Annotated in this window: 27 protein-coding genes and 8 pseudogenes; 21 read left to right on the forward strand and 14 right to left on the reverse strand. The window is 67.6% G+C overall.

Going from position 1 to position 26,805, the window contains the following annotated elements:
• The first annotated feature begins 85 nt into the window (after positions 1-85).
• Both IE278_RS38005 and IE278_RS38010 read left to right on the forward strand, forming a co-directional pair.
• Positions 86-1,213: a GH12 family glycosyl hydrolase domain-containing protein gene (locus IE278_RS38005; RefSeq protein ID WP_189779576.1), complete on the forward strand. Its 1,128-nt coding sequence runs from the start codon at positions 86-88 to the stop codon at positions 1,211-1,213.
• A 108-nt stretch (positions 1,214-1,321) separates the two neighbouring features.
• Entirely contained in the window at positions 1,322-2,401 is a 1,080-nt protein-coding gene (locus IE278_RS38010; RefSeq protein WP_189779603.1) for a lytic polysaccharide monooxygenase auxiliary activity family 9 protein, read from the forward strand.
• 412 nt (positions 2,402-2,813) lie between these two features.
• Here IE278_RS38010 and IE278_RS38015 read toward each other — a convergent pair.
• Positions 2,814-3,041, reverse strand: a pseudogene (locus IE278_RS38015) (TerD family protein); the annotation flags it as partial.
• Here IE278_RS38015 and IE278_RS38020 point away from each other — a divergent pair.
• From IE278_RS38020 to IE278_RS38040, 6 genes and pseudogenes are all read left to right on the forward strand, one after another.
• Positions 3,004-3,261 (forward strand): aldo-keto reductase family protein, encoded by a 258-nt coding sequence (locus IE278_RS38020; RefSeq protein ID WP_189779577.1) that lies wholly within the window; start codon positions 3,004-3,006, stop codon positions 3,259-3,261. The pseudogene IE278_RS38015 and the gene IE278_RS38020 sit on opposite strands and share 38 nt — an antisense overlap.
• 21 nt (positions 3,262-3,282) lie before the next feature.
• Positions 3,283-3,459, forward strand: coding sequence for a hypothetical protein (locus IE278_RS38025; RefSeq protein ID WP_189779578.1), 177 nt, complete (start codon positions 3,283-3,285; stop codon positions 3,457-3,459).
• 67 nt (positions 3,460-3,526) lie between these two features.
• A complete protein-coding gene (locus IE278_RS38030; RefSeq protein WP_189779579.1) occupies positions 3,527-3,811 on the forward strand; it encodes an alcohol dehydrogenase catalytic domain-containing protein in 285 nt (94 codons plus the stop codon).
• Positions 3,812-3,904: 93 nt separating this feature from the next.
• Positions 3,905-4,102: pseudogene (locus IE278_RS43340) on the forward strand (zinc-binding dehydrogenase); the annotation flags it as partial.
• Positions 4,103-4,277: 175 nt separating this feature from the next.
• On the forward strand, positions 4,278-4,517 hold the full coding sequence (locus tag IE278_RS42655; protein ID WP_246571408.1) for a hypothetical protein: 240 nt from the start codon (positions 4,278-4,280) through the stop codon (positions 4,515-4,517).
• Between the two features lie 524 nt (positions 4,518-5,041).
• On the forward strand, positions 5,042-5,323 hold the full coding sequence (locus IE278_RS38040) for a hypothetical protein (RefSeq protein ID WP_189779581.1): 282 nt from the start codon (positions 5,042-5,044) through the stop codon (positions 5,321-5,323).
• A gap of 25 nt (positions 5,324-5,348) precedes the next feature.
• On the opposite strand, the gene IE278_RS38045 is transcribed toward IE278_RS38040, so the two are convergent.
• Both IE278_RS38045 and IE278_RS38050 read right to left on the reverse strand, forming a co-directional pair.
• Entirely contained in the window at positions 5,349-5,888 is a 540-nt protein-coding gene (locus IE278_RS38045; RefSeq protein ID WP_189779582.1) for a transposase, read from the reverse strand.
• Between the two features lie 161 nt (positions 5,889-6,049).
• Entirely contained in the window at positions 6,050-7,300 is a 1,251-nt protein-coding gene (locus IE278_RS38050; RefSeq protein ID WP_189779583.1) for an FAD-dependent monooxygenase, read from the reverse strand.
• A gap of 72 nt (positions 7,301-7,372) precedes the next feature.
• Here IE278_RS38050 and IE278_RS38055 point away from each other — a divergent pair, with 72 nt between their 5' ends.
• The 5 genes and pseudogenes from IE278_RS38055 to IE278_RS43120 form a co-directional block, all read left to right on the forward strand.
• Positions 7,373-7,981, forward strand: coding sequence for a TetR/AcrR family transcriptional regulator C-terminal domain-containing protein (locus tag IE278_RS38055; protein ID WP_189779584.1), 609 nt, complete (start codon positions 7,373-7,375; stop codon positions 7,979-7,981).
• Between the two features lie 125 nt (positions 7,982-8,106).
• Complete coding sequence (locus IE278_RS38060; protein ID WP_189779585.1) at positions 8,107-8,556, forward strand: DUF6924 domain-containing protein; 450 nt, start codon at positions 8,107-8,109, stop codon at positions 8,554-8,556.
• A gap of 102 nt (positions 8,557-8,658) precedes the next feature.
• A pseudogene (locus tag IE278_RS43115) lies at positions 8,659-9,543 on the forward strand (transposase).
• A gap of 332 nt (positions 9,544-9,875) precedes the next feature.
• Positions 9,876-11,606 (forward strand): SpoIIE family protein phosphatase, encoded by a 1,731-nt coding sequence (locus tag IE278_RS38070; protein WP_189779586.1) that lies wholly within the window; start codon positions 9,876-9,878, stop codon positions 11,604-11,606.
• 609 nt (positions 11,607-12,215) lie between these two features.
• Positions 12,216-12,361 (forward strand): annotated as a pseudogene (locus tag IE278_RS43120) (SDR family oxidoreductase); the annotation flags it as partial.
• Between the two features lie 690 nt (positions 12,362-13,051).
• On the opposite strand, the gene IE278_RS41895 reads toward IE278_RS43120, so the two are convergent.
• From IE278_RS41895 to IE278_RS41980, 6 genes are all read right to left on the reverse strand, one after another.
• Complete coding sequence (locus IE278_RS41895; RefSeq protein WP_213089771.1) at positions 13,052-13,270, reverse strand: hypothetical protein; 219 nt, start codon at positions 13,268-13,270, stop codon at positions 13,052-13,054.
• Between the two features lie 642 nt (positions 13,271-13,912).
• Entirely contained in the window at positions 13,913-14,395 is a 483-nt protein-coding gene (locus tag IE278_RS38075; protein ID WP_189779587.1) for a hypothetical protein, read from the reverse strand.
• 57 nt (positions 14,396-14,452) lie between these two features.
• A complete protein-coding gene (locus IE278_RS38080; protein ID WP_189779588.1) occupies positions 14,453-15,355 on the reverse strand; it encodes a hypothetical protein in 903 nt (300 codons plus the stop codon).
• A 520-nt stretch (positions 15,356-15,875) separates the two neighbouring features.
• Entirely contained in the window at positions 15,876-16,838 is a 963-nt protein-coding gene (locus IE278_RS38085; RefSeq protein ID WP_308434964.1) for an STM4015 family protein, read from the reverse strand.
• Positions 16,839-16,895: 57 nt separating this feature from the next.
• Entirely contained in the window at positions 16,896-17,150 is a 255-nt protein-coding gene (locus tag IE278_RS38090; RefSeq protein ID WP_308434963.1) for a hypothetical protein, read from the reverse strand.
• A 99-nt stretch (positions 17,151-17,249) separates the two neighbouring features.
• Positions 17,250-17,393 carry a hypothetical protein gene (locus IE278_RS41980; RefSeq protein WP_220451695.1) on the reverse strand — a complete coding sequence of 48 codons (144 nt, stop codon included), beginning with the start codon at positions 17,391-17,393 and terminating at the stop codon, positions 17,250-17,252.
• Between IE278_RS41980 and IE278_RS43445 the strand changes: the two are divergent.
• The 3 pseudogenes from IE278_RS43445 to IE278_RS38100 form a co-directional block, all read left to right on the forward strand.
• Positions 17,394-17,585: pseudogene (locus IE278_RS43445) on the forward strand (transposase); the annotation flags it as partial.
• A 96-nt stretch (positions 17,586-17,681) separates the two neighbouring features.
• Positions 17,682-17,984 (forward strand): annotated as a pseudogene (locus IE278_RS43450) (MmyB family transcriptional regulator); the annotation flags it as partial.
• A gap of 193 nt (positions 17,985-18,177) precedes the next feature.
• Positions 18,178-18,528, forward strand: a pseudogene (locus tag IE278_RS38100) (helix-turn-helix domain-containing protein); the annotation flags it as partial.
• Here IE278_RS38100 and IE278_RS43020 read toward each other — a convergent pair.
• On the reverse strand, positions 18,522-18,995 hold the full coding sequence (locus IE278_RS43020) for an HGxxPAAW family protein (RefSeq protein ID WP_281403207.1): 474 nt from the start codon (positions 18,993-18,995) through the stop codon (positions 18,522-18,524). The pseudogene IE278_RS38100 and the gene IE278_RS43020 overlap by 7 nt on opposite strands.
• Before the next feature lie 175 nt (positions 18,996-19,170).
• On the opposite strand from IE278_RS43020, the gene IE278_RS38105 reads away from it, so the two are divergent.
• The 4 genes from IE278_RS38105 (at position 19,171) to IE278_RS38120 (ending at position 22,967) form a co-directional block, all read left to right on the forward strand.
• Positions 19,171-19,602, forward strand: coding sequence for a MarR family winged helix-turn-helix transcriptional regulator (locus IE278_RS38105; protein ID WP_246571417.1), 432 nt, complete (start codon positions 19,171-19,173; stop codon positions 19,600-19,602).
• Positions 19,603-20,286: 684 nt separating this feature from the next.
• Entirely contained in the window at positions 20,287-21,087 is an 801-nt protein-coding gene (locus tag IE278_RS38110; protein ID WP_213089772.1) for an alpha/beta fold hydrolase, read from the forward strand.
• Between the two features lie 34 nt (positions 21,088-21,121).
• Positions 21,122-22,231, forward strand: a complete 1,110-nt coding sequence (locus IE278_RS38115) for an FAD-dependent monooxygenase (protein WP_189779591.1) — start codon at positions 21,122-21,124, stop codon at positions 22,229-22,231.
• Between the two features lie 229 nt (positions 22,232-22,460).
• Entirely contained in the window at positions 22,461-22,967 is a 507-nt protein-coding gene (locus IE278_RS38120) for a hypothetical protein (protein WP_189779592.1), read from the forward strand.
• Between the two features lie 59 nt (positions 22,968-23,026).
• Here the strand turns inward: IE278_RS38120 and IE278_RS38125 are convergent.
• A protein-coding gene (locus tag IE278_RS38125) for an IS5 family transposase (RefSeq protein WP_246571424.1) occupies positions 23,027-23,847 on the reverse strand; the annotation gives its coding sequence in 2 pieces (ribosomal slippage) (positions 23,027-23,521 and positions 23,524-23,847; 819 coding nt in all).
• A 387-nt stretch (positions 23,848-24,234) separates the two neighbouring features.
• Positions 24,235-24,411, reverse strand: a complete 177-nt coding sequence (locus IE278_RS38130) for a hypothetical protein (RefSeq protein WP_189779593.1) — start codon at positions 24,409-24,411, stop codon at positions 24,235-24,237.
• A 219-nt stretch (positions 24,412-24,630) separates the two neighbouring features.
• Here IE278_RS38130 and IE278_RS38135 point away from each other — a divergent pair, with 219 nt between their 5' ends.
• Positions 24,631-25,308 carry a TetR/AcrR family transcriptional regulator gene (locus IE278_RS38135; RefSeq protein ID WP_189779594.1) on the forward strand — a complete coding sequence of 226 codons (678 nt, stop codon included), beginning with the start codon at positions 24,631-24,633 and terminating at the stop codon, positions 25,306-25,308.
• A 413-nt stretch (positions 25,309-25,721) separates the two neighbouring features.
• Here the strand turns inward: IE278_RS38135 and IE278_RS38140 are convergent.
• Positions 25,722-26,179: pseudogene (locus IE278_RS38140) on the reverse strand (transposase); the annotation flags it as partial.
• Positions 26,180-26,349: 170 nt separating this feature from the next.
• A complete protein-coding gene (locus IE278_RS38145; RefSeq protein WP_189779595.1) occupies positions 26,350-26,757 on the reverse strand; it encodes a PaaI family thioesterase in 408 nt (135 codons plus the stop codon).
• Between the last annotated feature and the right edge of the window lie 48 nt (positions 26,758-26,805).

Below are 26,805 nucleotides of genomic sequence, written 5' to 3' on the forward strand. Positions count from 1 at the left end.
AGGAAATGGGAGCGCTCCCATCTGTGTATGGAAATGATCACGCTCCCCTCGGCCCGGTCATTCGCACCTCCCCGAGAGGCTCCCCATGCGACCGATACCGCGTCAAACCCACACTCCGCGCCGCCTGTTGGCAACGCTCCTCACAGCTCTCGCCTCCATCGCGACGCTGCTGTCCGTGACGGCGCCGGCCCGCGCGGACACCACGATCTGCGAACAGTACGGAACGACCACGATCCAGAATCGCTACGTCGTCCAGAACAACCGCTGGGGCACCAGCGCCACCCAGTGCATCAGCGTGAGCGACTCCGGCTTCCGGATCACCCAAGCCGACGGTTCGGTACCGACGAACGGCGCCCCGAAGTCGTACCCCTCGATTTTCAACGGCTGCCACTACACCAGGTGCTCACCGGGGACAAACCTCCCGGCGAGGATCGACACCATCTCGACCGCCCCCAGCAGCATCTCGTATGGCTATGTCGACAATGCGGTCTACAACGCCTCGTACGACATCTGGCTGGACCCGACGCCCCGCACCGACGGCGTGAACCAGACCGAAATCATGATCTGGTTCAACCGGGTGGGCCCGATCCAACCGATCGGTTCGCCGGTCGGTACGGCCTCCGTGGGCGGCCGTACCTGGGAGGTGTGGAGCGGCAACAACGGCGGCAACGACGTGCTGTCCTTCGTCGCTCCGGCGGCGGTCAGCAGCTGGACCTTCGACGTCATGGACTTCGTCGACCAGGCGGTCGCCCGCGGACTCGCCCGGTCCGACTGGTATCTGACGAGCGTCCAAGCGGGCTTCGAACCCTGGCAGGGCGGCGCGGGGCTGGCGGTGAACTCGTTCTCCTCCACCGTCTCCACAGGCGGCAGCACGCCGGGCGATCCCACCGATCCGGCGGTCTGCACGGTGTCCTACGCCACCAATGTCTGGTCCGGCGGCTTCACCGCGAACGTCACCGTGGGCAACGGCGGCCCAACTCCGGTCGACGACTGGCAGCTGGGCTTCAACCAGCCCTCCGGACAGCGAATCACCAGCGCCTGGAACGCCACCGTCACCCCGGACTCGGGAGCGGTGACCGCGCGTCCGCTTGCCCACACCAAACGGATCACCGCCGGAGGCAGCCAGTCGTTCGGCTTCCAGGGCACGTACACCGGCGACTTCGCGAAACCGGCTGCATTCACGCTGAACGGCACGGCCTGCGCCACCGCGTGACACCCGGCCGCCGCAGCCGTCATCGACCAACCGGCTCGGACGGATACGGGCACTCGCACCATTCGATCAGGGACAGGAGAATCCATGCTATCTCGCATGTCGTTACGTATGTCACTACGCACAAGACTCGTCTCCCTCGGGGCAGTGGTGGCCACCCTCCTGGGCGCCCTCGGTCTGACCCTTCTCGGCCAGGACAAGGCCGAGGCTCACGGCGTGGCCATGATGCCGGGGTCACGTACCTACCTCTGCCAGCTGGATGCCATCACCGGCACCGGCGCCCTCGACCCGACCAATCCGGCGTGCCGCGCCGCCCTCAACCAGAGTGGCGCCACGGCGCTGTACAACTGGTTCGCCGTGCTGGACTCCAACGCCGGCGGACGCGGCGCGGGTTACGTCCCGGACGGTAAACTGTGCAGCGCGGGTGACCGGTCGCCGTACGACTTCTCCGCCTACAACCTGGCCCGTTCGGACTGGCCGCGGACGCACCTGACGTCCGGGGCCACGATGCGGGTCAAGTACAGCAACTGGGCCGCGCACCCGGGCGACTTCCGGGTCTACGTCTCCAAGCCCGGCTGGTCGCCGACCTCCTCGCTGGGCTGGGGCGATCTGGATCTGATCCAGACGGTCACCAACCCGTCCCAGCAGGGCTCGGCGGGAACCAACGGCGGTCACTACTACTGGGACCTCAGGCTGCCCGCGGGGCGTTCCGGTAATGCGGTGATCTTCATACAGTGGGTCCGTTCGGACAGCCAGGAGAACTTCTTCTCCTGCTCGGATGTCGTCTTCGACGGCGGCAACGGCGAAGTCACCGGCCTCCGGGGCGGCGGCGGCACGCCGACTCCCGAGCCGACGTCTCCGACCCCCACCCCGACACACACCGGCTCCTGCATGGCCGTGTACGAAGTGGTCAACTCCTGGAGCGGCGGCTTCCAGGGCTCCGTCCAGGTCATGAATCACGGGACGCAGCCACTCGACGGCTGGGCGGTCCGGTGGAAACCAGGCACCGGAACGAAGATCAACAGTGTGTGGAACGGTTCGATGACCACGGCCTCGGATGGCACGGTCACGGTCCGCAATGCCGACCACAACCGCACCGTGGCTGCCGACGGCAGCACCACGCTGGGCTTCACAGCCGGCTCGACGGGCAACGACTTCCCCGTCGGCACCATCGGTTGTGTGAACCCGTGACGCACAGGCCGGGCGGTCACCGACCGCCCGGCCTGTCGCGCGGAGGGCATGCGGCACCGAGGGCATATGGGGCGGAGGGCATGTGGCGCCGCTCAGAAAGAACACGCCCCACTAGGAGATGTGATGTCCGAGCCGGATTCGAGCTGCTCCGCACGATGATCTGGCTGCAGTAGCTCCGCGCGACAGCGTTGGTCTGTCGATGGCTCGGCACGTTCGAGGTCAGTCCGGTCGTCCAAACCCTGGCACCACACGGTGTGCAGGTGGTGATCGTGGAACCGGGCGGGAGCCGGAGCCGGAAGAGGGTTTCGTGCGCTGCCGCCAGGCCGACGTCTCCTGCGCCGAGCACGAGGCGAGCGCGCGGGCGCACGGCGCGGGGACGTCGGCCGTGCTGCCGCAGCTGGCTGCTTGTCGGTCATTCGGCGATGTCGACGCCGTAACTGCGAGCGAGGTCGGCCAGGCCATGGTCGTAGCCCTGGCCGACGGCGCGCAGCCGCCAGCCCTCTCCCCGGCGGTACAACTCGGCAAGGATCATGGTGCGTTCGGTGGTGGCGGCCTCGAGGGTGGCTCGGGCGGTCGGGGCCGCGCCGATCCCACAGGTGGCGGTGATCTCGACGGCTCCGACGTCGGAGAAGGTCGCGGCGGTCAACCATGTCGAGCTGCACCCCTACTTCCAGCAGCCCGACGTACAAAGCGCCGACGCCGAGCACGGCATCCTCACCCAGGCCTGGTCGCCGATCGGCGGCATCACTTTCTACCCGGGTCCGTGGCGGGAGGACCGCAAGAACGTGATGCAGGATCCGACCATCGCAGCCATCGCCGCGACCCACTCCAAGTCGCCCGCACAGGTCATGCTCCGTTGAGGCATCCAGCAGGGACGTTCGGTGATTCCCAAGTCGACCGACCCCGGCCGGATCGCCCAGAACCTCGACGTCTTCGACTTCACCCTGGACGACGACGAGATGACCCGCATCGACGCGCTCGACACGGGCAAGCGAACCGGTATCGACCCGGATGAGCCGCGCGGCGACTTTTACGACCGCCCGATTCCGGAAGCCTGAGTCCCGTCATGAGATCCGTGCGATTCCCCCGCTACGGCAGCCCCGAAGTCATGGAAGTCGCCGAGACGTGCGAACCGCACGCCGGGGCGGAGAGATCCGCGTGGCGGTGCGGGCCTCATCACTGCCTCCGGGCGAGATGATGATCCGATCCTGGCGACGTCGCCAGCAGGCGCCGACGACGTTCCCGCACCGCACCGGGCATGATGCGGCGGGCGTGGTCGACGAGATGGGTACGGGAGTCGACGACGTCCAGGTCGGCGACGAGGTCTTCGGGTTGGCGGAGCCGGCCGGATCCGGAACCAACTCCGACTTCGCCCTTCCGACGACCTGGGCGCGCAAGCCGTCGGCGTAGAACTGGGCGCAGGCGACCGCAGCCGCCGGCTCGTCGGAAACCTCGACCCGCGTCCTAGACCGGCTCGGCGTCGGCCCGGGTTGCACCGTTCTCATCAACGGCGCAACCGGCTCAGTCGGCACCGCCGCGGTGCAGCTCGCACACGCGCGCGGCGCGAAGGTCATCGGCATCGCCGGGCCCACCAACCAGGACTACGTCCGCTCGCTCGGCGCCACACCCACGCTCTACGGCAACGGCCTGACGGACCGCATCCGGAAGATCGCGCCCACCGGCGTCGATGCCGTGTTCGACTGCGCAGGCGGGGCGCGCCCCGATCCGATCGCGACCACAGGGCACCCGGCGCGCGTCATGACCACCGCCGACACCTCCGCCCCGCGGCACGGCATCCACCTCTCCCACGGAGCCCCCCCGGCTCACTGGTTTCCGGGGCGGGGATGCGGGCTTCGAAGGATGTCTCCCAGGTGCCGTGCTGACCAATCTCGTACACGTCAGCGAGGAAAGGGTTGCCGCCGCGGCGTTCACCGTGCCGGGACCGGATCATCCGGCGTCGCTCACGCGACTGGGCCACGTGGGTGCCTGCACCGGCACGGCCTTCGAGGAGGCTTTCGGCACTCAGTCCTTCCTGAGCCTTCTGGATTACGTTCGTGCCTGCGCCGTAAAGCCAACGGGCACGCAGGAACACTGGTGGCGGCCGGGGCAGCGGTGACCTGTGGAGCCCCGACCGCATTGCGGCCCTGACCGGCGGCAACGACGTGCAGCAGCTCCCAGAACCCGTCCTTGAACCCCGAGCGCCCTCGAGGTGGCTTGATTGTCAGTAGCTCCTCGTACCCTCTGGCAGGTAGGACGACCTCTCCAACGCCACCCATGCGGTGGCCTGGCCCTTGAAGCCGGAGACATCCATGCTCCATCCAGACGACGTCACCTCCCCATGGATCAGGATCCGCCGATGGTTGCAGAGCAATGCCGCTGCCAGCGCGCAAGCACTCAACCCCCCGGCCACCGACACGGACATCCAGCATCTGAACGACTCACTCGGCTTCCGCATACCCCAGGTCCTCGAAACCTGGCTGCGCCTGAACAACGGAAGTTCCGCGAAGGACTCCAGAATCCCCATTCCTGGAGGGTTCCAGCTTGTTCCTCACCTGGACTCCAAGATCTTTCCCGGTGGAGAGGTGTTCCTCGACTGCCAGAGCATCATCGACCGCCACCAGCAGTTTCTCCGTATAGCCGATGGCATTGAAGACGATGACTGGTGGAAGCCGTCGTGGATTTCCTGTCCTGGCCGAGACGGATGCGCACTATGGACTGCTTCTGGACGTCGGCCACGCCGACGAGAGCGCCCCGGTTCCGGTCCTGGCCTACCGCGAGACCGACTACGCCACGCACTACGCCTCATCACTGGGACACGTCCTGAACGCTGTAGCCAACGCGCTGGAGGACCGCCGGGAAGGCGGCGTACTCACGCATGGCCGGCACGCAAGCGTGAAGGATGGTCGGGTGATCTGGGACTGACCGGCATTCGTTGCCGTTCAGAGGCTCATGCAGTGACGCTCGATGCCGGCCGCGGCTTCGCGGCGTTGGGAAACACTGGCTGTCGGGTGAGCCGACGAGTCATCAGCGTGACGGCGAGGGTGAGCATCGGTTCGGAGTGCTCGGGCCGGGTTCGTAGTCGCGCACATTCCGGCGTGGCGTGAAGCCACCACGCCAGCAACCTCTCCACCACCCACCGACGAGGCAGGATCACAAACCCCTGCGCACCCTTTGACCTGCTCACCGTCCTGATCGTCAGATGGAGATACGACTTCGCCCAGTCCACGAGCGTGCCCGCGTAGGCCCGGTCGGCCCAGACAGCGGTGATCTCGGGGTGCATCAGCCGCAACCGGAAGAGGACTTCGCGGGCTGCTGCGCTGTCGTGGGTGCCGGCCGGGGTCACCATCACGAACGGCGGCAGCCCTTTCGTGTCCACCACCAGGTGTCTCTTGCGGCCCGGCGCCTTCTTCCCCACGTCGTATCCGGACGTGGCCCACGGAACCGTCGCGGCGACCTTGACGGACTGAGAGTCGATCACCGCGGTCATCGGGTGCGGCGAGGCCCCCCATCCGGCGGCGCAGTTGGTCGCGGACGAGGTTGAAGCCCCCTGCCCCACTCCACCGGCGAACAAGACCCGTACACGGTCTGGAAGGCGGACAGTCCTGCGGCAGCTCCCGACGGCCATCGGTCTCCGGTGTCCGGCCGTTTTCAGGCGGTGCGGATCGGCGACGGGTTCTCGGGGAGTTGCCAGCTGCCGCCGCGGTCCTCCTTCGAAAAGCGCGCGGCGAGATCGGGGACGTGCAGGAAGCAGGCCAGCGCAGTGGCGGCTTGGAAGGCGTCGATCGCACGCTGGGTCATCGGCATGCCCAGGCGTAGGAGACGCGGATTCACCTCGCCGTGGATCTCGTCGACGAAGGGCCGCAGCACGCTGTCGTAGTTCGCCAGTGCGGTCGGCAGGTCGCCCGGGTGCCGGTTGATCTCGCCGGCCAGGACGTGGGCGCCCACCAGGCCCCCGGAGATGCCCATGCCGCTGTAAGGGGAGGCACAGTGAGCCGCGTCGCCGGCAAGGACCACGCGGCCCTTGGACCAGGTGTCGGTTCGGACCTGAACGATCTCCTGGGAGTAGAAGAAGGGGCTCGTCCGCATGCCCTTGATGAAGCGCTCGGTCTGCCAGCCCGCGTCGCGGAACCTGCTCGCCCAGAACTCCTGCTGGCGCCCGACGGGTTCCCGGTGGATCGCCGAGGCTTCCTCGGACTCCTCCCGCATCACGAAGTACACCTGCGTCTCGGTCGGGTTGTGGCTGCGGCGCATGATCTGACGGCCACCCGGCACCATGTAGGTGTCCCGGATGTTGCTGTCGGACGCGATGCGCGGGATGAACCAGTAGGCCATATGGATGCCGACCCGCCAGTACGGGTCGCAGCCCGCGGGGAGGATCGCCCGCCGGATGCGCGATCCCTGCCCGTCCGCGCCGACCAGGAGGTCGAACTCGCCGGAGGACCCGTCGGAGAAGTGCGCGATGACCTTCTGTTCGTCCTGCTCGAAGCCGTCCACGCTCACGCCGAAGACGTACTCGGCGTCGTCCTTCGACGCGTCATGCAGGATGCGTACCAGGTCACCGCGCATGATCTCGTACTCGGAGGTGAGGGTCTGCCGGCCCTGGCCGGAGGTGTTGGCCATGATCGTCGCCTTGGCCCTGCCGCGAGCGTCGACGAACGCGACACCCGCCTCGTCCACCAACTTGCCGCGGACGGCATCAAGAAGCCCCATCCGTTCGACGGCCTCGATGCCCTGACCCCGGAGGTCGACCTGCGCCCCGGCGGCCCGCAGCACCGGAAAGCGTTCGACGACAGTCACCCTGTGGCCGCCCCGCGTGAGCCAGAAAGCCAGCGCCTGGCCCGCTATCCCGCCGCCGGCAACAAGGACCCGCAGAGGGCGCGCCCCCGCTCTGTTGGCCATGCCCATCACCCCAAAAATCTATCAGTGAATGATTCCTTTCCAGAGTCACCTATCGGTGATAGATTTGTCAACGTGACCAAGGTGAACCGTGAGATCGTCGTCTCCGAAGCGCTCGACCTGCTCGACGAGGTCGGGCTGGACACGGTCAGTACGCGGCGGCTGGCGAAGCGGCTGGGCGTCGAACAGCCGTCGCTCTACTGGTACTTCCGCACCAAGAAGGACCTCCTCGCCGCCATGGCGGAGGCGGCCATGGCACCGCATGCGGCCGCCCCGCTGCCGACGCCCGACGACGACTGGCGCGACTGGTTCCTGGACAACACGCGAAGCTTCCGGCGCACCCTGCTGATGCGCCGGGACGGCGCACGCCTCCACGCGGGCAGCACCCCTGCCAACGACCTCGACCGGATCCGTCGCAAGATGGACTTCCTCGTCACCTCCGGAGTGCCCGAGCGGGACGCGCAGATGGCGATGCTGGCCGCCGGCCGTTTCACGGTCGGCAGTGTTCTGGAGGAACAGGCGGACGTCGGCGCCGGTGACGGCTCGGATCCAACGGCGGACATTCCTGTGATCGACTACGAGTCGGCATTCGAGGCCGGCCTGACCCTCATCCTGGACGGCTTGGTGCACCGCACCGCAACGCGGGCCACCTCCCTGCCGTCAGACGATGGCACCCTCAAGTGATCAACGCACCACCAACCGGGTCAGCCCGTGGACCTCCATGTCCTGGTAGACCTCCAGTACGACCCCGCGGAAAGTGGTCCGGTTCCGCGGAGGCACTGCAACGTATACCGAGCAGAATCGAGAGGGTGACGGTGAGGCCATCCATCGGTGACCGCAAGTTGGACGCGGCCCTGGTTGTACGCACCGACTACGGACACGAGCCCATCTGGCGGGCCATAGTGACAGAACTGACGCAGCCGTGGGGTGAGGACGGCGAGCGTGAGGCCCTCGTGCACATCGTCGACGATCCGGGCTGGTCCGATGCGACGGTGGAGGAGATACGGGCGGCGGCGCAAGCCGGGGACAGAACCGTCTTCCTCGTCGACTCCACAGCCATTCGCCACTCGCACTTCGCCATGCTGGCGGTCGACCTCGATACCACCGAAGGGACCATCCCGGGGCAGGATACGTTTCGCCTGGAACCCGCGGCAGTACAGGAAGTACACATGCAACGGTTCATCGACAACGTCAGCTTCGCCGACTACGTCGATCAAGCCGCACGCGACCCGGACAACATCGTGTGGTCTCCATACTGACTCTTGAACCGCCAGCGGGCCTTGGCCTCTGATGATCCACACCCGGTCACCCGGACCGTGCTTTGAGGGAGCCGACGAGTATGTCGACGAGTTCCTCACGGGATCTCGACAGCTCATCTGTCCTCTTTGGTGGCCGAGTTGGCCAGACCGTGGGTGGTCGGGCTTGAGGGGCGTCGGTTCCAGGCGAGGGGTGGGGCGAGGAGGCGTGCACCGGGTGCCGGTGCCCGGCATCAGCTGGTCTTCGTTGACCGGCTGGCAGCCACGCTCATCCACCTGCGGCACGACTTGCCGCACGCGGTCCTGGGTGTGCTGTACGGCGTCGATCGCTCCACGGTCACCCGTGCTGTCGGCGAGGTCCGCCGACTACTCGCACAACGCGGCTTCGCTGTTCCCGGCCGTCCTGGTCTGCGGCTTCGCACGCTGGAGGATGTGTTCGCCTACGCCCAGGTTCGAGGGCGTCGAGCTGCGTCTGGACGCCACCGAGGTCCAGGTCCGCCGACCGGTGGCAGGTCGCGGCGGGCGGCGCGCCTTCGTCTCGGCCCGCCTTCGTCTCGGGCAAGAAGAAGCAGAACACGATGAAAGCCACTGTCATCGCCGACCACCGCGGTCGCACGCTGTGGGCTGATGGCCTGCGGCCAGGGAGAATGCACGACCGCTGCCCGCGCGGCGGGTATCGCCGGCTGCCTTCGCCACTTCGACCTGGTCGAGATCCTGCTCGACGACGGCTACTTGGGCCTGAGCCGCGACCACCCTGGCCAGGCCGTCACCCCACCCAGAAAGCCACGGCCCGGAGCGCTGGTCGGCAGAGTCAGGCAGTGGGAAGACGACCAGTACGAGCATTCCTCCGACCGGATCACCGTTGAGCACGCGCTGGCCGACCACAAACGATGGAAACAACTCATGCGCTGGACCCACCGCCGAGACCGGCTGCCCGACACCTACCGGGCCATCGCCGGCCTCGTCTCCGACCGCACAGCCACCACCTGAATGCAGGCCACGACCGGGCAGACCTGACTCACCCGCTGTCACGCACCAACTCGTCACTCCGTACACCGACGGCCGTCTCGGAAGAGTCACGAAGGAGAACAGCTCACAGCCCTTCTTCGGCTCATTGCTCCGCGTGCGGGCGCCTGGGGCGTCAAGACCACCAGTCCATCCCTCCCCGCCAGTCGTGACCGGCATCCGGGACTTCGGGGACAGCTTCCTCCTCGGCCACCAGGCTGTGCTCAAGCAGTCGACGCAAGGCAGACGAATCTGTGATGCATGCCGAGATCCGGTTGGGGTACTCGACGTCATTCGGGCTTGACCAGAGGAGAAACATGGACGACGTCGCCGCACCCGGGAGGGAAAGTGTTCCCCTGCCCGGGCATCAGGCGCGTTGTCGCGCCCTGCTCGATGGAACGCCGGAAAGCCTGCGAGCATCCGCCATCGCGGTGGATGACGACGGTCTCATCGTCGCGCTCAACAGTGCGGCGCAAAGCCTCCTGGGCAGGGAAGCTGCAGAACTCGTTGGTCAGGACTTCCATGACCTACTGCACCGGGACAGATACGGGCACTCGGTGCCTCGCACGCGCTGCGCGATGAGGAAGGCGCTCCTCACGGGCGACACCAGGCATGGCGAAGCCGAGTGGTTCGCACGCGGGGACGGCACTGTGGTCCGGTTGTCCTGGCTGGTCACGCCCTACATTCTCGATCCGGGCCGGACAGGTGCGCTGGCGCTGTTGTACGAGCCGCCGCAGTCGGACGTTGGCCACAGCGATGGCGGGCACTCCGCGGCGCTGACGGAACTGGACCGGCTGGCTCTGCTGGCGGAGACGACCACGCAGCTCACGTCCACCCTGGACGTGGACGAGGCGTTGCACCGACTCGCGGCCTTGACCGTGCCCCGGCTCGCGGACTGGGCCGTGTTCGACCTTCTCACCGAACGTGACGAAGTGCGGCGTGTTCTCGTGATGGAGCACAAGGACGGCATTCTCGTCGAACGGGACGACCTGCAAGGCCCAATGCCTCCGGTGCCGGCGGAGTCGCCGATGCCGCTGTCGCGGGCCCTGCGCGGAGCCGCATCGTCTCTCGCTGGCCCCGCCACTTACCAAGGTCCGCCCGACTCCGGCATCGCGGTCGAGCAGCAGCGCCTGTTCACCGCCACAGGTATGCACTCCGCCGCCATCGCACCCATTCGCGGGCTGCGCGACGTGCTCGGCGCCCTGACCCTGGGCCGCGCCCAGCGTCATGACGCCTTCACCCCTGCCGACCTGCCGCTACTGGAGGACCTCACCCGCCGGGCGGGCCTGGCGCTGGACAACGCGCGCCTGTACCAGCGCCAGCGGAAAGTCGCGGAGACCATGCAACGCCATCTGTTGCCCCAGCTGCCCGTCCTACCTGGACTGGAGATGACCGCGCGCTACGTGCCCGCTCCGGACGCCTCGTCCGTGGGTGGCGACTGGTACGACGCCTTCGCTCTGGCCGCCCACGCCCACGCACTGGCCATCGGCGACGTCGTCGGACACGATCTCGACGCCGCAGCCGGCATGGCGCAGGTCCGTAACATGCTGCGCGCCTTCGCCTGGTCCCACCCCGGGGCCGCGCCCAGCGCCGTCGTCACACGGCTCGACGAGGCAGTGATGCACATTGCAGAGGCGCCCATGGCCACTATGATCCTCGCCAAGCTCACACTCGGCGACGACGCACTGTGGCGCCTGCGCTGGACGAACGCCGGCCATCCGCCACCCCTGCTCATCACCCACGACGGCCAGGCCCACTACCTCGAGGGGGCTCACGGCATACTCCTCGGCACGGGAGCCACCAGACCTCGCCCCGACGCCGTCACCGACCTGCCTCCCAGGGCCACGCTCCTGCTCTACACCGACGGACTGGTCGAATCCCCGCACCACTCCATCGATCACGGGCTTGACCGGTTGCGCCGACACGCGGCCTCTCTCGCCCACCGCCCTCTCGATTCCTTCTGCGACCTGCTACTGGATCAAGTCCGCCCCGGCGACAACGATGACGACGTCGCCATGATCGCGCTGCGCACACCCCCTCCCGTATGACATCCGGGCCCTGCCCAGCCTTACCGGTGAGCAGAGTCAGAACTCCGTGACCGAGTGTCTGTTCGCTGAGGAGGTGGGCGCCATGGACATGTCCGGGTCGAGACCCGGGGGAAAAGAGCGATACCACCCTGCTGTCGGCGTACAGCTGAACGTTGACGTGTTCCACTTCGTACGGGGAATGTGCACCGTTTTCGGTGTGGTGATGTAGGGGCCGTGAGTCTGCTGCTGACGGAAGACGACTCCTCATGATCTTCTTCGTGCGGATGTGAAGCGGGATGCTCGCCCGGACCCGTGCAGGGGTGCAGCGCGCTTCTCACCCATGTGACTGTCCCAGTCCTTCTTCATCGACCAGCCCGAACAATCGGTGGTCGATCATCACATCCAGTTCCCGCCACGCGAGAATTGCACTCATGATCATGCCTTTTCTGCCTGAGGCGACTTGTTTACCACAATCCTCTTTCCGGTTCTTTCGGGGTGAACCGGTTCGGAAATCGATGACTACACAAGGGAAGGTAACGGGGCCTGGCCGAAAGCCTCAAGCATGCCCCGTACCCGGCTCGAAACGTAAGACGGAACAGTGAACCTCTTCCAACCCGGCAGGTGGTTCGCGAGGTGATCGCGGCGTCGGCCCCACTACGCCGGATCTGCCGCGACGACGACATGGCAGGCATTGCCGTGTTCCTTGCCAGCCGGACAGGCGCATACCTCACGGGCGCCGTGATCCCGTCGACGGCGGCACCGCCACCACGGCGTAGGCCTGGCGCGTCAACCGCCCGTGGTTGATCGGGGCGCGCTCGGCAAGCAGGTGCTCGCCCTCCCCCAGCGGAAGCCGCTTGCACCGCCGCCGAAGATCTCGCGAAGGCGGTGAAAGAGGCGTTCCCTCAGCCCCCGGACGCCGAAGTGATGTTGAGCTTCCCTGCGCCCGGCATCCAGCGCACATCTCGTTCCCCGCCCAACTGGCCGCCGCCGGGTGACGGCGGCGCCAGACCACGCGGTAGAGGACATGTGCAAGGTCAGGGTGCCGACTGCTCCCATGCGAATCGAACAACGACCGCTGTCCGATCGGTGGGAGAAGCCACCGCCCGTTGCCGCCAACTGTGCTGTCCGTCAGGCAGTCGTCACGTTGCAGCCGTCACCGTAAAGGCTTCCGACCCGGACACCATGATCACAGTGCCCGGTGCCGTCCCACGGTGAGATGCCCTCACCACGGCTCCTGCTGTTACCCGACCGGAGCACTCGCATCTCCTGCTCCAGTTGCCGTAGCAGCCAAGAGCTCCCCCGAGTCAGCGCCTCGAACCGTAGATCACGCCACGGACGCCGTGCCCCTGCCAGATGTCAGGGTGCGACCCTCGGAGCGGGCCGGAGAGCCCCGTTGACGAGGAACCGGGTGGTGCCGTCGGCCAGGGCCCGCCGGGCGACCTCCGGACGGGGCCGGATGTTCGAGGTCACCTCGGCGGCGCCGTCGTCGTCCCGGGGCCTCCTGCCCCGCCCGCAACGGCCGTTGCGGGCGGGCTGGAAGGTGGTGAGTGTGTCGTCCGCGCCATTGATTCCGGGGTGCCGGCGGGGACCTTGGCCGCGATCCACTCCTTGTCGTCGAGCGTGATGCGCTCGACCTCGCGGTCACGGGCCTTCGTTGCCAGTGCGGTGACGTCGTTGAATGTCACGGCCTGGCGGGCGGTGAGCGTGACCGGGCCGCCGAAAGCCCGGTCCTCGGCGAGGAAACCGGTGCGGCTTCGGCGGCAGCCGCGCGGTCGGTCCAGGAGGCTGGGCCGCCGGCCGGGGTGGTGATGGTGCCGGTCTGCTGTTCGTGGCGCCCCGATCCGACCGTCGAGTTGGGCCGAGTTGGGCGAGCGCGACCGCCATGCGCTTGTTCCTCGACCGTCAGAAATTCCCCGATCGCCTTGGCGACTGCTCAACGGTCCGGCACGTCGGCCCCTGGCCGGGGACGTCGAGCGGCGTTGCCAGCAGCGTGGCAAGTGACCTTCAGACGGATTCGGCACTCCCAGTAGCGTGTCCGTCTTCCGCAGGAGGTGTCATGTATGCAGGTATGCCGCCCGCCCGTACGGAGGGCACTCGACTGCGAACGATGAGGGTGCAATGAGTGAACCGACATCCGGCCGATCATCGCTCCGTCGAGACCGCCAGTCCTCCTCGGTCGGGGCTCCGCGGCCGGCCCTCGGCCAGTAGCGGGGCCGTGTCAGCGTGGTTGTACGCGAGCGGGTCCTGGCCGCGGTCACGGCCAGGACCCGCATCCACGCGTGGTCGGCAGCTGTCCCGACTCAGCTCTCGGGAACCGGGACGAGCCGTCAGGTCAAGGGGTTGGTGCACCCCGACGTCCAGAGGTGGGAGCTGATCGCGTTGTTCGCGTTCGTCGATGTATTCCCCAGTTTGAGGACGTTGTCCCGTAGGTCGTCGACGTACAGCTCGCCCCAGGCAAGGCACCCCCGCACGCCCTCGTGGCTCGCGTCCGCGTAGAACATGACGTTGCTGACGCCGCCGGCGTACGTTCCGGTGTTCAGCAGGGAAGTGGCCTTGTCGTTGGCCGGCTTCCGGAACGGGCCCGCGGCGTCGTTCCAGTTGCCGTCGTCACCCTGGGCCGCGCCAAGTTGCTCGTAGCAGTCCACCGCGTCGTACGCCCGCACGTAGCCGTCGTTCTGATGCGACCGGTACAGACTGGCACAGTTGGGTCCTGCGACACGGTCGGGAGCGGCCTGTGCGGGGCTCGTGAACAGAGTGCCCGCCGTCACGGTCACAGCTGCCACCGCCAGGGCGGTTCGGATCTTGCGCATGTGCCTCCTCCGGTTTCCTGTTTTTCATCCTCGGCCGATCGGCCAGGTGCAGGTGGATCAGTCGTGGGCGCCGATACGGTCCGCCCGCCGCAGGGCGGCCAGCTTCGTCCGGTTCCTGGTGGCGATCTCGTCGGCATATCGCGCGCGCACGGGATCGCCGTACTCGCGGTCCAGTCGGGAAAAGATGTCGCGCAGCGAGGTGCGCCGGGCGCAGGTGGCATCCGCGACGGCAATGTCCGTCTCGATGGCCTGCGCCTGCGAGGCGCCGAAGCCCGCGGTCCGCTTGCGCACGTCGGCACGGGCGGCGTCCGAGTCGGCGTAGTCGCGGCCTGTCAGGTCGCGCATGCACCGGGACCACGCCTTCAAGGTGCCCGTGAAGCGCGGGTCACGCATGACCTTGGGGACATACACCCCGGTGAGGTCTGTGGCGATCTTGTCGGCCTGGAAGAACGCCTCCACGTCGCCGTACAACTCGCTGCGGGCGAAGCGCATGCAGCCGCCACCCGGGCTGCGAACCGTTCCTCCGGAGGGCAGCCGAGCCGAGAGCATCGGTGTGTCTCGACCGCCCTGAAGAGCGGTGGTGTAGCGATCGCGCTCCGCCGGCGTCAGGCCCTTCTGATACGAGAGGTTCCTGTCGCGCTTCTTCGCCTTGAAGAACGCCTGCCGCAGTCGCTCGCCGTAGCCATGCTCGCGCGACCACTCCACGTCGTCCTGGACTAAGCGGTAGGTGAAAGCGCGGAACGTGTCGGCGTCCACCCGTGGAAACACCCAGTAGCGAAAGCCCTCCTGGACCATGCATCGTTGGACCAGACGCTGTTCGGCCTGGTCGACCCGGCCCTGCTCAGCTGGACTGAGTTCACGGGCCGGACTCGCGGTCACCGCCGGCGCCGTCGGTCGCGCCGGATTCGACGTACAGCCGGTCAGCACGGTGAGGGCGGATATCACCGTGGCGATGGTCATGATGGCGCTCTGTCGCCCCCGTGGCACGCTGTTTCATTCCCTCCGCTGTGACTGGACGTGACGAGGGCTGGTTCCCCCGGTTCCACAGAAGAGGATGCGCGCCATGGTTCGCCCTGTCGTTATGGGTGAGCGCACAGGCCTTTAGTCTGTGCGCACTGTCGCGCGCCGCGGCCGAAACTGGCTCGGAGAGAGATCGTGGGCGATGCGGAACGAGCAGGTGGCGGCGGTCAGCACAAACGAAGGGCGCCCTCGGCACCTAGGGGTCCCGGGGGCGCCAGCGCCGCCGTTCCATGCCTGCCCCGCCACGTGCTGCACGTCCATCACGACGTGCTTACGTGCAGGAATCGATGGGATCAGCACCGGAAGCCGTTCACATGGATGGCACCCCGTGCGTATGCCGATCCCGTGGGCTTCGACGGCTTGGACGAAGCCGACCCCGGCGCCGGCCCCGAAGCCGTGGAGGCCGGGGAGGACGATCGGGGTCAGGCGGGTTAACGTCAGTGTCCGCCGTGGCGGCAGGTCACTCCCCCACCGCCACATACCGGTTCGTGGCCTGCTCCCGTTCTTCGAGGTCGACCCTGACACCGGACGGCTCCAGGGCCTCGCGCAAGCGCTGCATCATCGGTTCCGAGAGGAAGTGGTGGCGCAGGTCCAGTTCTTCGAGGTGGGTGAGGGGCTGGCCGCTGAGGAGGGCCTCGGCGCCGGTGTCGCTCAGGGTGCCCAGGCCGAGGTGCAGGGAGGTGAGCCGGGCCACGACGGGGGCGCCGGCCAGGGCGGCGGCGATCTCGTCCTGCATCTCGCTGTTGCGCAGCCCGAGATGGCGCAGCGCCGGCAGGCGGTCGCCGTCGAGGATGGGGGCGAGGTCCGCCAGAGTGGTGGTGCAGCCGTAGTAGTCCGTGCCCAGCCACAGATCCAGGCGGCGCAGGGCGGGCAGATCGCTGGCGGCCACCGCGCGGGTCACCTCTCCGGGCAGACCACCGTTCTCCAGGCGCAGGACGCGCAGGTGCTCGTGGCGCAGGGGTGTCAGCCGCAGCCCCGGGCCGTCGTCGAAGCCGCCGCCGGAGCCGCGTACACCAAGTTCCTGAAGACGGGGATAGGCGGCCAGGATCGGGGTCACGTCGCCCTGCACGATCCAGGACAGCTCAGCCTCCTCGGCGGAGACGTCGGCGAGGTAGAGGGCTTCGAGTCCGGTGAGACGGCCGGCGGCGGCCACGAGACGGTCGGCCGTCTCGGCGGGGTCGTCCCCGTCGTCCTCGGAACCGTAGGCGCCTGAACCCAGTACCACGGCGCGTACCTGTGAAAGGTCGACGGTGTCGAGGAAGCGGTTCCAGCAGGTCTCGAAGGACTCTCCGTCCGTGAGGAGCTGGTAGCGGGAGAGCTTCCAGGCGACCTCGCCCGCCGGAGGCAGTGGCCCGCCCTCCTCTCCCTCGACCGGGAAGTCGTAGACGGGCAGACCGTGCAGGGTTGTCAGATTGTCGATCATCACGGCGCAAGCCTTCCACATGCGAACTGCGTTAGGTGCGGCGGGACTTGAGAAGCGTCAGCCCCGTCGTACAGGTGCCGTCACGGCCTCAGTACGACCTTGCCCGGCGACCCGGGCCGCCTCCGGGCGCGTCTCCTCGCCCACCACCCGTCCGGCACGCCCTATCGAGATGCTGTTCAGTGACGTCAACTGGCCCGAGACATGGAGGGGTTCGGCGTACGTCACCGGGACGACCGGCGCGATACCGATGACACTCGTCGAGGCCGCGAGGTAGGCGGCCCGCTCCACCACGCCCGATACGGCCGACCGCATCGGGCGTGGCGCCGGGCGGGAGTGTGCTGTCCTCCAGGGAGACCAAGGTGAACCCGGCGTTCTCGGCGGCACGGGCGACGCGGGAGACCCGGCGTGGTGTCAGCAGGTGATCGGGTGCATGGGCGGCGCGGCGCCAGGCAGCGGGATGCGCGCCATCTGGAGTGGGAGCTTTTCCTGCCCGAACAGTGAGCGGATGACGCCCGCCGGCGACGGGCTGCCGGAGTTCCCGATCATGTCGGGCATGTGCCCAAATCCCGTTTAGCGTTGGGGCTGTTGGACCGGCTGGCCGGCTGGCTGCCGTCGGTGCCGGTGATCGTGGCAGATGCCGGCTACGGCCACAGTGTCTTCTTCCGCCTGGCACTGGAGGACCGCGGCTGGTCCTATGCGGTGGCCGTTGACCCCAAAGAGACCGTCCAGCCGGAGGCGGCCGAGCCGTATCGGATGCCCTACGGCGGGCTGGGGCCACCTACCCGACCCTGCTACCGCGAACCTGCCCGGGTGGCGTTTCGAGCGCCGTGGCCGGGACCTGGACGTTGGTCGGCCGCCCGCTACCCCGACGACCGCGAGGTAGCCACGCTGGTGGGGGACCTCCTCGCCGGCAGCGCGGAGTTCGCCCGGCGGTGGGCCGCGCACGACGTGCGCCCCGAGCCCACCCTGCTCAAGACCGTCAACCACCCGCTGATCGGCCCCATCACCCTCAACTGCACCTTCCTCGACATCGCCGGCCGGGACCAGCAGATCGTCCTCTTCACGGTCGAGCCCGGCTCTCCCGCACAGGAGTCGCTGCGGCTGCTGTCGGTCATCGGAACACAGCGCATGAATGTATCCGGCTGAGCAGCCCTCGCAGAATGATCTTCGTGTGCCATGGCGGACGGGCAGGTGACCTCGTTCTTGAGCGCCTGGCACTCGGTGGGGGTTTTCAGTCCGGCCTCTGATCCGAGCGGTGCCGACGGGGTGCGCAACGCACGAGGGTACCGTGCCGTTGGAGGAGAGGTTCAAAGTCTCAACCTCAGGCACAGGAGCCTCGTTGGCTCCCTACCCTGCCGCACTCGACCTGCCGCACGCCCTGATCGAGCGGGTCACGAGGCTCATCGTCACCCGCGAGGGTGGCCGCGGTTGCAAACTCCCGCCGCACCAGCGTGCGCTGTTCGCCCTGGTATACCTGCGTCGGCATGACACCCTCGCGAAAATCGCGGCCGACTTCGGTATCTCTACCGCCCCCGCCTATACGGCCGCCGCCATCAATCGGCTCGCCGGCCGCGCGCCTGGCCTTCTGCGTGCCCTACGCGAAGCCGACCCCGACTGCGACTGCGTGGGTGCTCGGAGCCGGGCCCCGCTGCGACTGCGCGGGACCCGGCCAGGCGGTGACGCTCAGTTGGGCAGCCGTACAGTCTCGCCGGTGGATACCGGGACGGACATGGATGCGGGCGTGGAGACGGACACGGGAACGGGCTCTCCCTCAGAACGAGCGGCGGAAGGAGAGATGGGCAGAACTCCCTCCGTCACGTCCGGCACCGCTACGCGCCCACGCCTATGCGCCCGGCCTCGGCCTCGTCCGGCGAGCCGACACCCCAGGCAGTCGGGGTGGCCCGCACGGGCGGCACGGTCCCGTACCCGCCAGCTCCGCTCAGCCGGCGGCCGTATCCCCGACGGCTTGCCCCAGCCCGCGAGATGCAGCCCCCAGGTCACCAGCACGCCGAGCCCCGTGATTCCGACCCCCGACCACAGCGCGGGGCCGGACCCGAGGCACATCCCTGCTCCGGCCGTCGACAGCCCCAGAACGGCCACCGCGCACCCCGTCCAACCCGCCAGGGTGTGGCCCTCTTCGTAGTGATGCCCGCTCACGTGCCTACCTCCGGCCGACTGACCTATAGAATCGCTTAGCCGCTAAGGCAATTTATCTTACACGCTAAGGGATTTCCAGATGTCGGACGGCGGGAACACGAACGACCAGGGGGCGGAGGACGGGACGGAGGACGCTCCACGCCCTGGGGCCACACTGCCGGAGGCTCTGTCTGCGATGGACCGCCTCATCGCCACCAGCATGATCGCCCAGCAGGAGATGGCACAGCGTCTGGGCCTGAACGTCTCCGACCTGACCTGCTTCGGCTACGTCCTGGAGGCCGGCGAGAACCACCCCACGGCCGGCGACCTGGCCCACCGCCTGCACGTCACCACGGGAGCGGTGACCGGCATCGTCAACCGCCTCGAACGGGCGGGCTACGTGACCCGCCTTCCGGACCAGGCCGACCGCCGCCGCGTGCGCATCGCGGCCCAGCCCGCAGCGGTCGCCCGCGTCACCGCCCTCTACGGCCCCTATTACGCCCGCTTGGGCGAGCAGTTCGCCGACTACTCCCCCGCCGAGATCGCCGTCCTCAATGACTGGTTCACCACGACGACCCGGCTGATGACCACCTACCTCGACGAACTCCGCGAAGGCGCGGCCCCCTGAGCCACCCCCGGCCGCACGAATTAAGGGACAGTGGGGCCGACGTTACGACCGGCATAGCCACGGATGCCGAGCCACAGGCCCTGCACACAGCAGCCCGGAACCACGCCCCGCATGGGTAGCTGCGCAACGGGCACGTGCCGGGCCGGCACGGTGACATGCGGGGGAAGTAGCGAGCGGACACCGGCGGAGGTCAGTGCGCCGGCCAAGGCCGCGCGGGCGCTCTCCTCCGCATTCGGGATCGCCTCTCTGCGCACGTCGGCGGTCCCCGCCGTGTTCGTCACCCGCGCGGTCGGAGCGGGCGCATTTGGCGCGAGGTTGCACCGACGGCCCAATGCCGCGAACGGACGAGCGCGTCCGACACGATCACCGTCTCCTCGACCGCGGGCCGATGGAGCCCCACGGTCGCCCCGTTTGACGTGCAACCGCACCCGCCCGGTCGCACCCTCGGTCGCCTGCCCAAGTCGTCTACCCCTGCAGCCTCCCTGCCCTCCGGCGCACCTCTGATCTTCTCGTTCACACCTCGGTAGACACCACGGTGGATCAGGGCTAGCTTAAAGCGACGCTCAGTATCTTTAAGGAGGTGAGCGTTTTGGAGTCCACCTATCAGCGCGCCCTGGGCAACACCATGGTGTCCGAGAACGGCTGGGTGCCCGTCTGGTCCATGACGAACTCCGGGGGATCCCAGTGACCACTGCGCTGAACACGGTCAAGGTCGACGAGATCGAGATCGCCTACGCGGAGTCCGGTGCCGGCGAACCGGTGATTCTGCTGCACGGTGGCGAAAGCACCCATATCCAGTACGAGACGTTCCGGCCCCTGCTCGGTGACGGCATCCGTGCGATCGCCTACGACCAGCGCGATTCCGGAGCGTCGGTCAACCCACCCCACCCGTACGGCATCCCCGACCTGGCTGAGGACTGCGCCGCGCTCATCAGGGGACTGGGGTACGAACGAGCGCACGTCTTCGGATCCTCGTTCGGCGGCTTCATCGCCCTGCAGGTCGCAGTGTCGGTGCCCGACGTCGTGCAATCCCTGACGGTCGGTGCCACATTCTCCGACGCCTCGGCCCTGCAGGCGCCTGTGGCCTCCGAGATCGTCGCGCTGTCACCGTCGCAGCGCGACGCCCGGATGCTCGCCTTCGCCCTGTCCGAACGCGGGCAAGCGGACGAGAAGACGGTGGCCGAACTCAAGTCGATGATGATCCACCGCCCACCGGAGGCGGATGCGCGACGACTGGCCGCAATACCAGGCTTCGACCTCACCGACCGCCTGCCCCAGATCACGGCCCCCACCCTGCTCATTTACGGTGAGGACGATCCTGCAGCTCGTCCCGAAATCGGACAGAAGATCGCCGACGCGATTCCTGGGGCGAGGATGGAGGTGATTCTGGGAGCGCGCCACGGAATCACGATGGAGTTCGCACAGGAAACTGCCCGGTTGCTCCGCGATTTCGTGCTCGCCCACCCGACGCAGCCAGCGCGGTAAATATCCCGCCCCTCATCACTGTTGTGGAGTACGTATGCACATTCTTGTCTCCGGCGCGGGTGTCGCCGGTCTCTCACTCGGACGTGTCCTCGGAATGCGAGGTCATCGCGTCACGATCGTCGAGCGGGCCGATCGGCTCCGGGGCAATGGTTCACCCATCGATGTTCGCGGCGATGCGATCCAGGTCGCCGGAAAGATGGGCATCCTGCCTGCGGTCCGCGACGCGCGGATCCGTATGACTGAGCAGGTCCATTTCGTCGACGAGAACGGTACGGCCATCGGCCGGTTGCCCTCAGATATCGGCGATTCGTCCGACGACATCGAGATCGCCCGCGAGGACCTGTCCCGGATCCTGGCTGACGCCCTGCCCGACATCGTGGACCTGCGTCTGAGCGAGTCGGTGAACTCGATCGCCGAGCATCACGACCAGGTGGACGTCGTGTTCGCTTCCGGCACGTCGGAGAGCTTCGATCTCGTCCTCGGCGCCGACGGTATGCACTCGGCGGTGCGACGGCTCGTGTTCGGCCCTGAGCAGGACTGGATCCGGCATCTCGGTCTCTACGTCGCCATCATCGACATGCCCCGTGAAGCCGAAGCCGAGCGGATCAATCCCATGTACAGCTATCCGGGGCACCTGGCCGGCATCGCCCGGTTCAAAGACAAAGCCATCGGTCTCTTGATGTTCGCATCAGATCCCCTCGACTACGACTACCGCGACATCGAGGCGCAGAAAAGGATCCTCTTCGACCGTTTCGCCGGGTGTCGTTCGTGGAAGGTCCAGACGATCCTTGACGCGGTGCGCGCCGATCCCAACATCTACTTCGATTCGGTCAGCCAGATTCATATGCCCACCTGGCACCGGGGCCGGGTCGCGCTCGTGGGCGATGCCGCCCATTGCGCATCCCCCCTCGCGGGCCGGGGCACGTCCCTGGCACTGACCGGGGCTCAGTTCCTCGCCGAGGAACTCGAGCGTGGGGATGGAGATCACGTCCTTGCGTTCCCGCGATACGAGGACCGCCAACGGCCTTATGCCGCATTCGCCCAGGGTACGGTCGAGGGTGGTGGTGCACTTCTCGTTCCACCTACTCAAGAAGCGATCGTCGCACGGAACAAGCTGCTCCAGCCGGTCACGGCCGGTCAATAGCGCCTCGATCGGGCCCGATACCGCATACACCCGGCCGCAGACGTGTGTGACGCTACCGACTAACAACGGCTAACACAATGAAGCGGCAGGGGTGCGCCGCCCGCAACCACCAAACGAGCTGATCGGTCGCCTGACTGGTGAGTTGTTCGCCGTTGGTTGTGTTGGTGCGAGGGGAGCCGCCTACCTCTGCGCTGTACCGTCTTCGGAGACGATCACCGGGAGGCGCGGGATGACCAATGGTCTCCAGTTCAGTTGGGAACTGAGTGGCACTGGCTGGGCGATGTGTCTCATCAAGGACGGCTCCTCGGAGCGGAAAGACATCGTCAGCTACTGCACGGATGCTCTTGCCGACTTGCTTCACGGTGTCGCGGGCCTGTATGGCCCCATACCTGTCCAGCGCTTCTCCTTCGACCTTGAACCGGCTGAAGTGAGGTGGGTGCTGCGAGGCAGGGGTTCGGACGTTGATCTGGCGATATACCGCTTTCCCGACATGTTCGCGAGCTTCGATGCGCCTGACCAGGAAGGCACACTCGTCTGGGGTTCCACGCAGCCGCGACGCCTTCTCGGACACGTCGTCATGGAGGCCGCTCAGTCAGTACTGCAGGTCCACGGCGAGGACGGCTATCTGGCGAAGTGGGTTCAGCACTCCTTTCCCATCGCTGCATTGCAAGACCTCCGCCGGCTGCACCTCCAGCACGACAGGTGTCAACTGCAGCATGGCGTTGCCACTACATAGGACGTTGGATGCTTCCCAGGACAGCTGTGCACGGCAACACGACTCTGCCCCGATGACCTCTACCGACGGCAGCGCAGTACGCCGAGTTGCCGGTGAGTGATCAGGCAGCAGGCGAGTTTGAGGAAGGCTTCGTGGATGTCGGCTCGCCGTTCCCATCGGATGCGCAGGCGCCGGAAGCCGTGCAACCACGCGAAGCTCCTTTCCACCACCCAGCGGTAGGTGCCCAGTCCGGTGCCGTGCAGGGTGCCGCGGCGGGCGATCGCGGGCACGATGCCGCGGGCGCGGACCTGGTCGCGGTAGATGTCGTGGTCGTAGCCGCGGTCGGCGAACAGCGAGTCCGGTTTGCGACGGGGATGGCCGACCCGGCCGCGGACTGGCGGAATCGCGTCGAGCAGCGGCAGGAGCTGGGTGACATCGTTGCGATTGCCTCCGGTCAGCAGGACCGCGAGCGGGGTGCCGTGTCCGTCGGTGATCAGATGGTGTTTCGAGCCGGCCCGACCCCGGTCGACTGGCGAAGGGCCCGTGTGGATCCCCCTTTTAGCGCCCTGATGTGGGATGAGTCGACCACGCATCGGGACCAGTCCAGCCGTGAGGCCGCGTTCAGCTCGGCCAGCAGGATCGCGTGCAGCCGCTGCCACACGCCTGCCTCGTTCCAGTCCCGCAGCCGTCGCCAGCACGTCATGCCCGAGCCGAACCCGAGTTCCTGCGGCAAGTACTCCCACTGGATCCCGGTGTGCAGCACGTACAAGATCCCGCACAACACTTCCCGGTCCGGCAACGGCTTACGGCCCGGATACCGAAAGCGCCGTTCGCGCTGCGGCAGCAGCGGCTCCAAGCGGTCCCACAGCTCATCCGGCACGATCCACGGCGATGTCCCCACGCAGGGCCGAACGCTCAACTCCCGCCCCGGACACGGCCATCAGGACTGATCCACCTCTTTGTGTTAGCCGTTGTAACTCGCCGGATCGGCGATTTCAGACCCTTGCCGCTGGCTGGAAGACGACAGCGAAGCACCCGCCGGTGACAGGCGGAGCAGGCAGCGCTGGCGGCAGGCTGTGCGCGGGACAAAGGGCAGCCGTATGCGGTGCGCAAGTCGGTGCTGCGGCATCGGGCCCCACGGTTCGCCGACGTATTGGTTCGGACGAAGTCCGGATGGTTCCGATCCGAGGTCGTGAAGGGCGTGATCCTCGGCCGCAATGCGTATCAGGACGAACGGACCACCGTCGAGTTCCCGTCAGGATGCCCGGGACCGAGTCTCCCTTCCCCGTCATGGTTCGCACCGCCCCCGGACGGCGAAGCCGTTGCTGTGGCCGTAGGCAGCAGCCGGGACGGGAGCGAACACCACCAGATCGCAGTGCATGACGGAGCACAACTCCCGGATGCCGTCGAACGCGTCCTGCACGACGGCTGCTGAGTCCGCGACCCCGGTGGCCGGACGCAGCACCTCGCTGGCTCTGCTCGGGACATGGACATCGGCCGAGGAATTGGCCGGGCACGGCGACTACCGACATCACCGCGGCTTTCGTCACCTACGACCAGCGCCAGCGCCCGCAGGCGGCGGCCAGGACGTCCGCGCGGGACGGGGTTGACCTCTTGGGTCCCCGCCACCTGAGAGGCAATCGAGGCGCACACCACCCGGCGCAGCCGCTGTAGGGTTCCGTTCGTGACCGCGGACGAAACCACGCCAGAGCCGGGCCGCCGTCCGGGCGGGCGCACCGCCCGGGTGCGGCGTCGGATTCTCGAGGCCGCCGCCGAGCTGATCGCCCGCGACGGGTTCGGCGGGCTGCACTACGGCCAGGTCGCCGAGCTCGCCGGGGTCAACAAGGCCAGCGTCTACCGCAACTGGCCCGACCGAACGACCCTACTCGCCGATGCACTGGCCTCCTTCAGCACCCACGCGGCGCCCCTGCACGACTCCGGCGACGTCGACGCCGACCTTGTCGACTTCCTCGAAGCCCTCGCCGCCGCCCTGTCCAGCCCGCAGGGTCGGGCGCTGCTCAACGTCGTGGGCTCGGCCCACGACAACCCCGGCCTACGGGCCGTCGTCGATGAGGCGTTCGCTCAGCGCCTAGGGAGGCTGCGCCAGCGGGTGGACGCGGCGATCGAGAACGGGGAGCTTCCAGTAGTCGATTGTCATCTTCTCGTCGAGATGCTCAGCGGTCCGGTGCACGGACTGGTCAGCCGGGGCGCGCGCGAGTTCACGCGAGCCGACGCGCAGCAGATCACCGCGATCGTGCTCGCGGGCGTACGCGCCACCGCCGCTCCCGACGGCACCCCGGACGCTGCGAAGTTCGAGGAGCGGCCCGACACAGATCGCGAGACGCGACCGATATACGGTTGAGCCCAGGCGGAGGCACGGTTCTGGCAGGGTGAGGCCCCCCGGGACCTACCTTCGGACGGAAAAGACGCCCGCTTCAGCAGCCGACAGCGCGCCCGTGCCCATGTCCGCGCGCATGACGATCCTGCTCGTCGAGGACGACGCGGTGATCCGCGGATCCGTCACGATGGGCAGCGGCGGCGGATCCAGGACCTGCGGGCGACCTTCTCGTGCAAGGGGACCTTCCGACTCATCGGACAATGCTCGGGACTGCACCGCCTGGGGGGCGCACTCGCCGGGCATGGGCCGCCACGCGTCGTACCGACGCCTTGCGCTGCCCTTCCTTGAACTCCCCCTCGCAGCTGGCGCACTTCTTCGCTAGCTTCCCCAGAGGACTTCCTGCCCAGGTGGCGGATGAGATCTTCGCCCCGGCCAGAACCGGTGCTGAAGCGAGCCCCGCGGTGTGTCGAAAGAGCTCTCACTCCGGATTCGGATAGCGATGACCCTCTTCGCTGCCCATGAGGGTTCGGGCCCGTCAGATCCCCTTTTCCATCGCCCACATGTTCACGGAATCGATCGCGCACCGCGACCACTCCAGCTCACCGCGGGAGCCGAGTTCATCGAGGACCAGGTGATGAAGTCTGGCCCACACCCGGGCCTTGGTCCACTCGGTGAACCGCCAATGGGCCGACGCGCCCGGCGGGCCGAACGAGGCGGCCGGCACCTGCTGCCACGTGCAGCCCGAGGTCGCCACGAAGACGATCGCAGCCAGGACTTCACGGTCGCCGTGCCGACGCCGGCCGCCACCCTGCGGCCGCGACGGCGCCTTTGGAACCACTCGCTGGAACAGCTCCCACAGCTCGTCCGGCACCAGCCGCTCAACAATCTTCGACACCGCACAAGTCCAGCTAGCCAAATGAGATGATCTCTTGGGGAGTACGCCGACACCGCCTGCCGGAGTCACTGGACGAGCCGCGCGGGCCGACCCATGCTGTCGTGAAGCTGCCGCTGCGCATAACCTGGTCCGGGATCAGGGCCTCTTGCGTGATCGACGTCTGCCAGGATTCATCCGGGCCGGACGGTGACGATCTGCCGCACCAGTGCGCAGAGCTCACCAGCCGGGTCGGTCAGCTCCACGTCGACGACCGTCGATCTTCCGGGACGAGCAATACGGGCTTCAGCCGTTGCGGCGCCGTGGACGGGCCGAAGGAAGTTGGTCGAGGACTGCATAGTGGCGGGAGCAGCGGTGGGATCGCCGCTCGCGAGGACAGCCACAACGGCGGCGCTGACGTCGGCAAGCGCCATCAGCGCGCCGCCGTGCACACCGCCGCCGATCGTGGCGAGGTCGCCGCTCTCGGATAGGTGGGCGACGACGCGGTCGGGTTCGATCGTTGAGAAGGTGACGCCCAGGTACCGGGCGAAGGGCACGAGGTGGTGGATGGTGTCGGTGGTGATGGGCGGCGTGACGCTCATGGTCATGTCTCCGGTGCTGAGCCGTGGTCGTTGAGGTGTTGGCGAAGG

The sequence above is a fragment of the Streptomyces tauricus genome, from assembly GCF_014650955.1.
Taxonomy (GTDB): domain Bacteria; phylum Actinomycetota; class Actinomycetes; order Streptomycetales; family Streptomycetaceae; genus Streptomyces; species Streptomyces tauricus.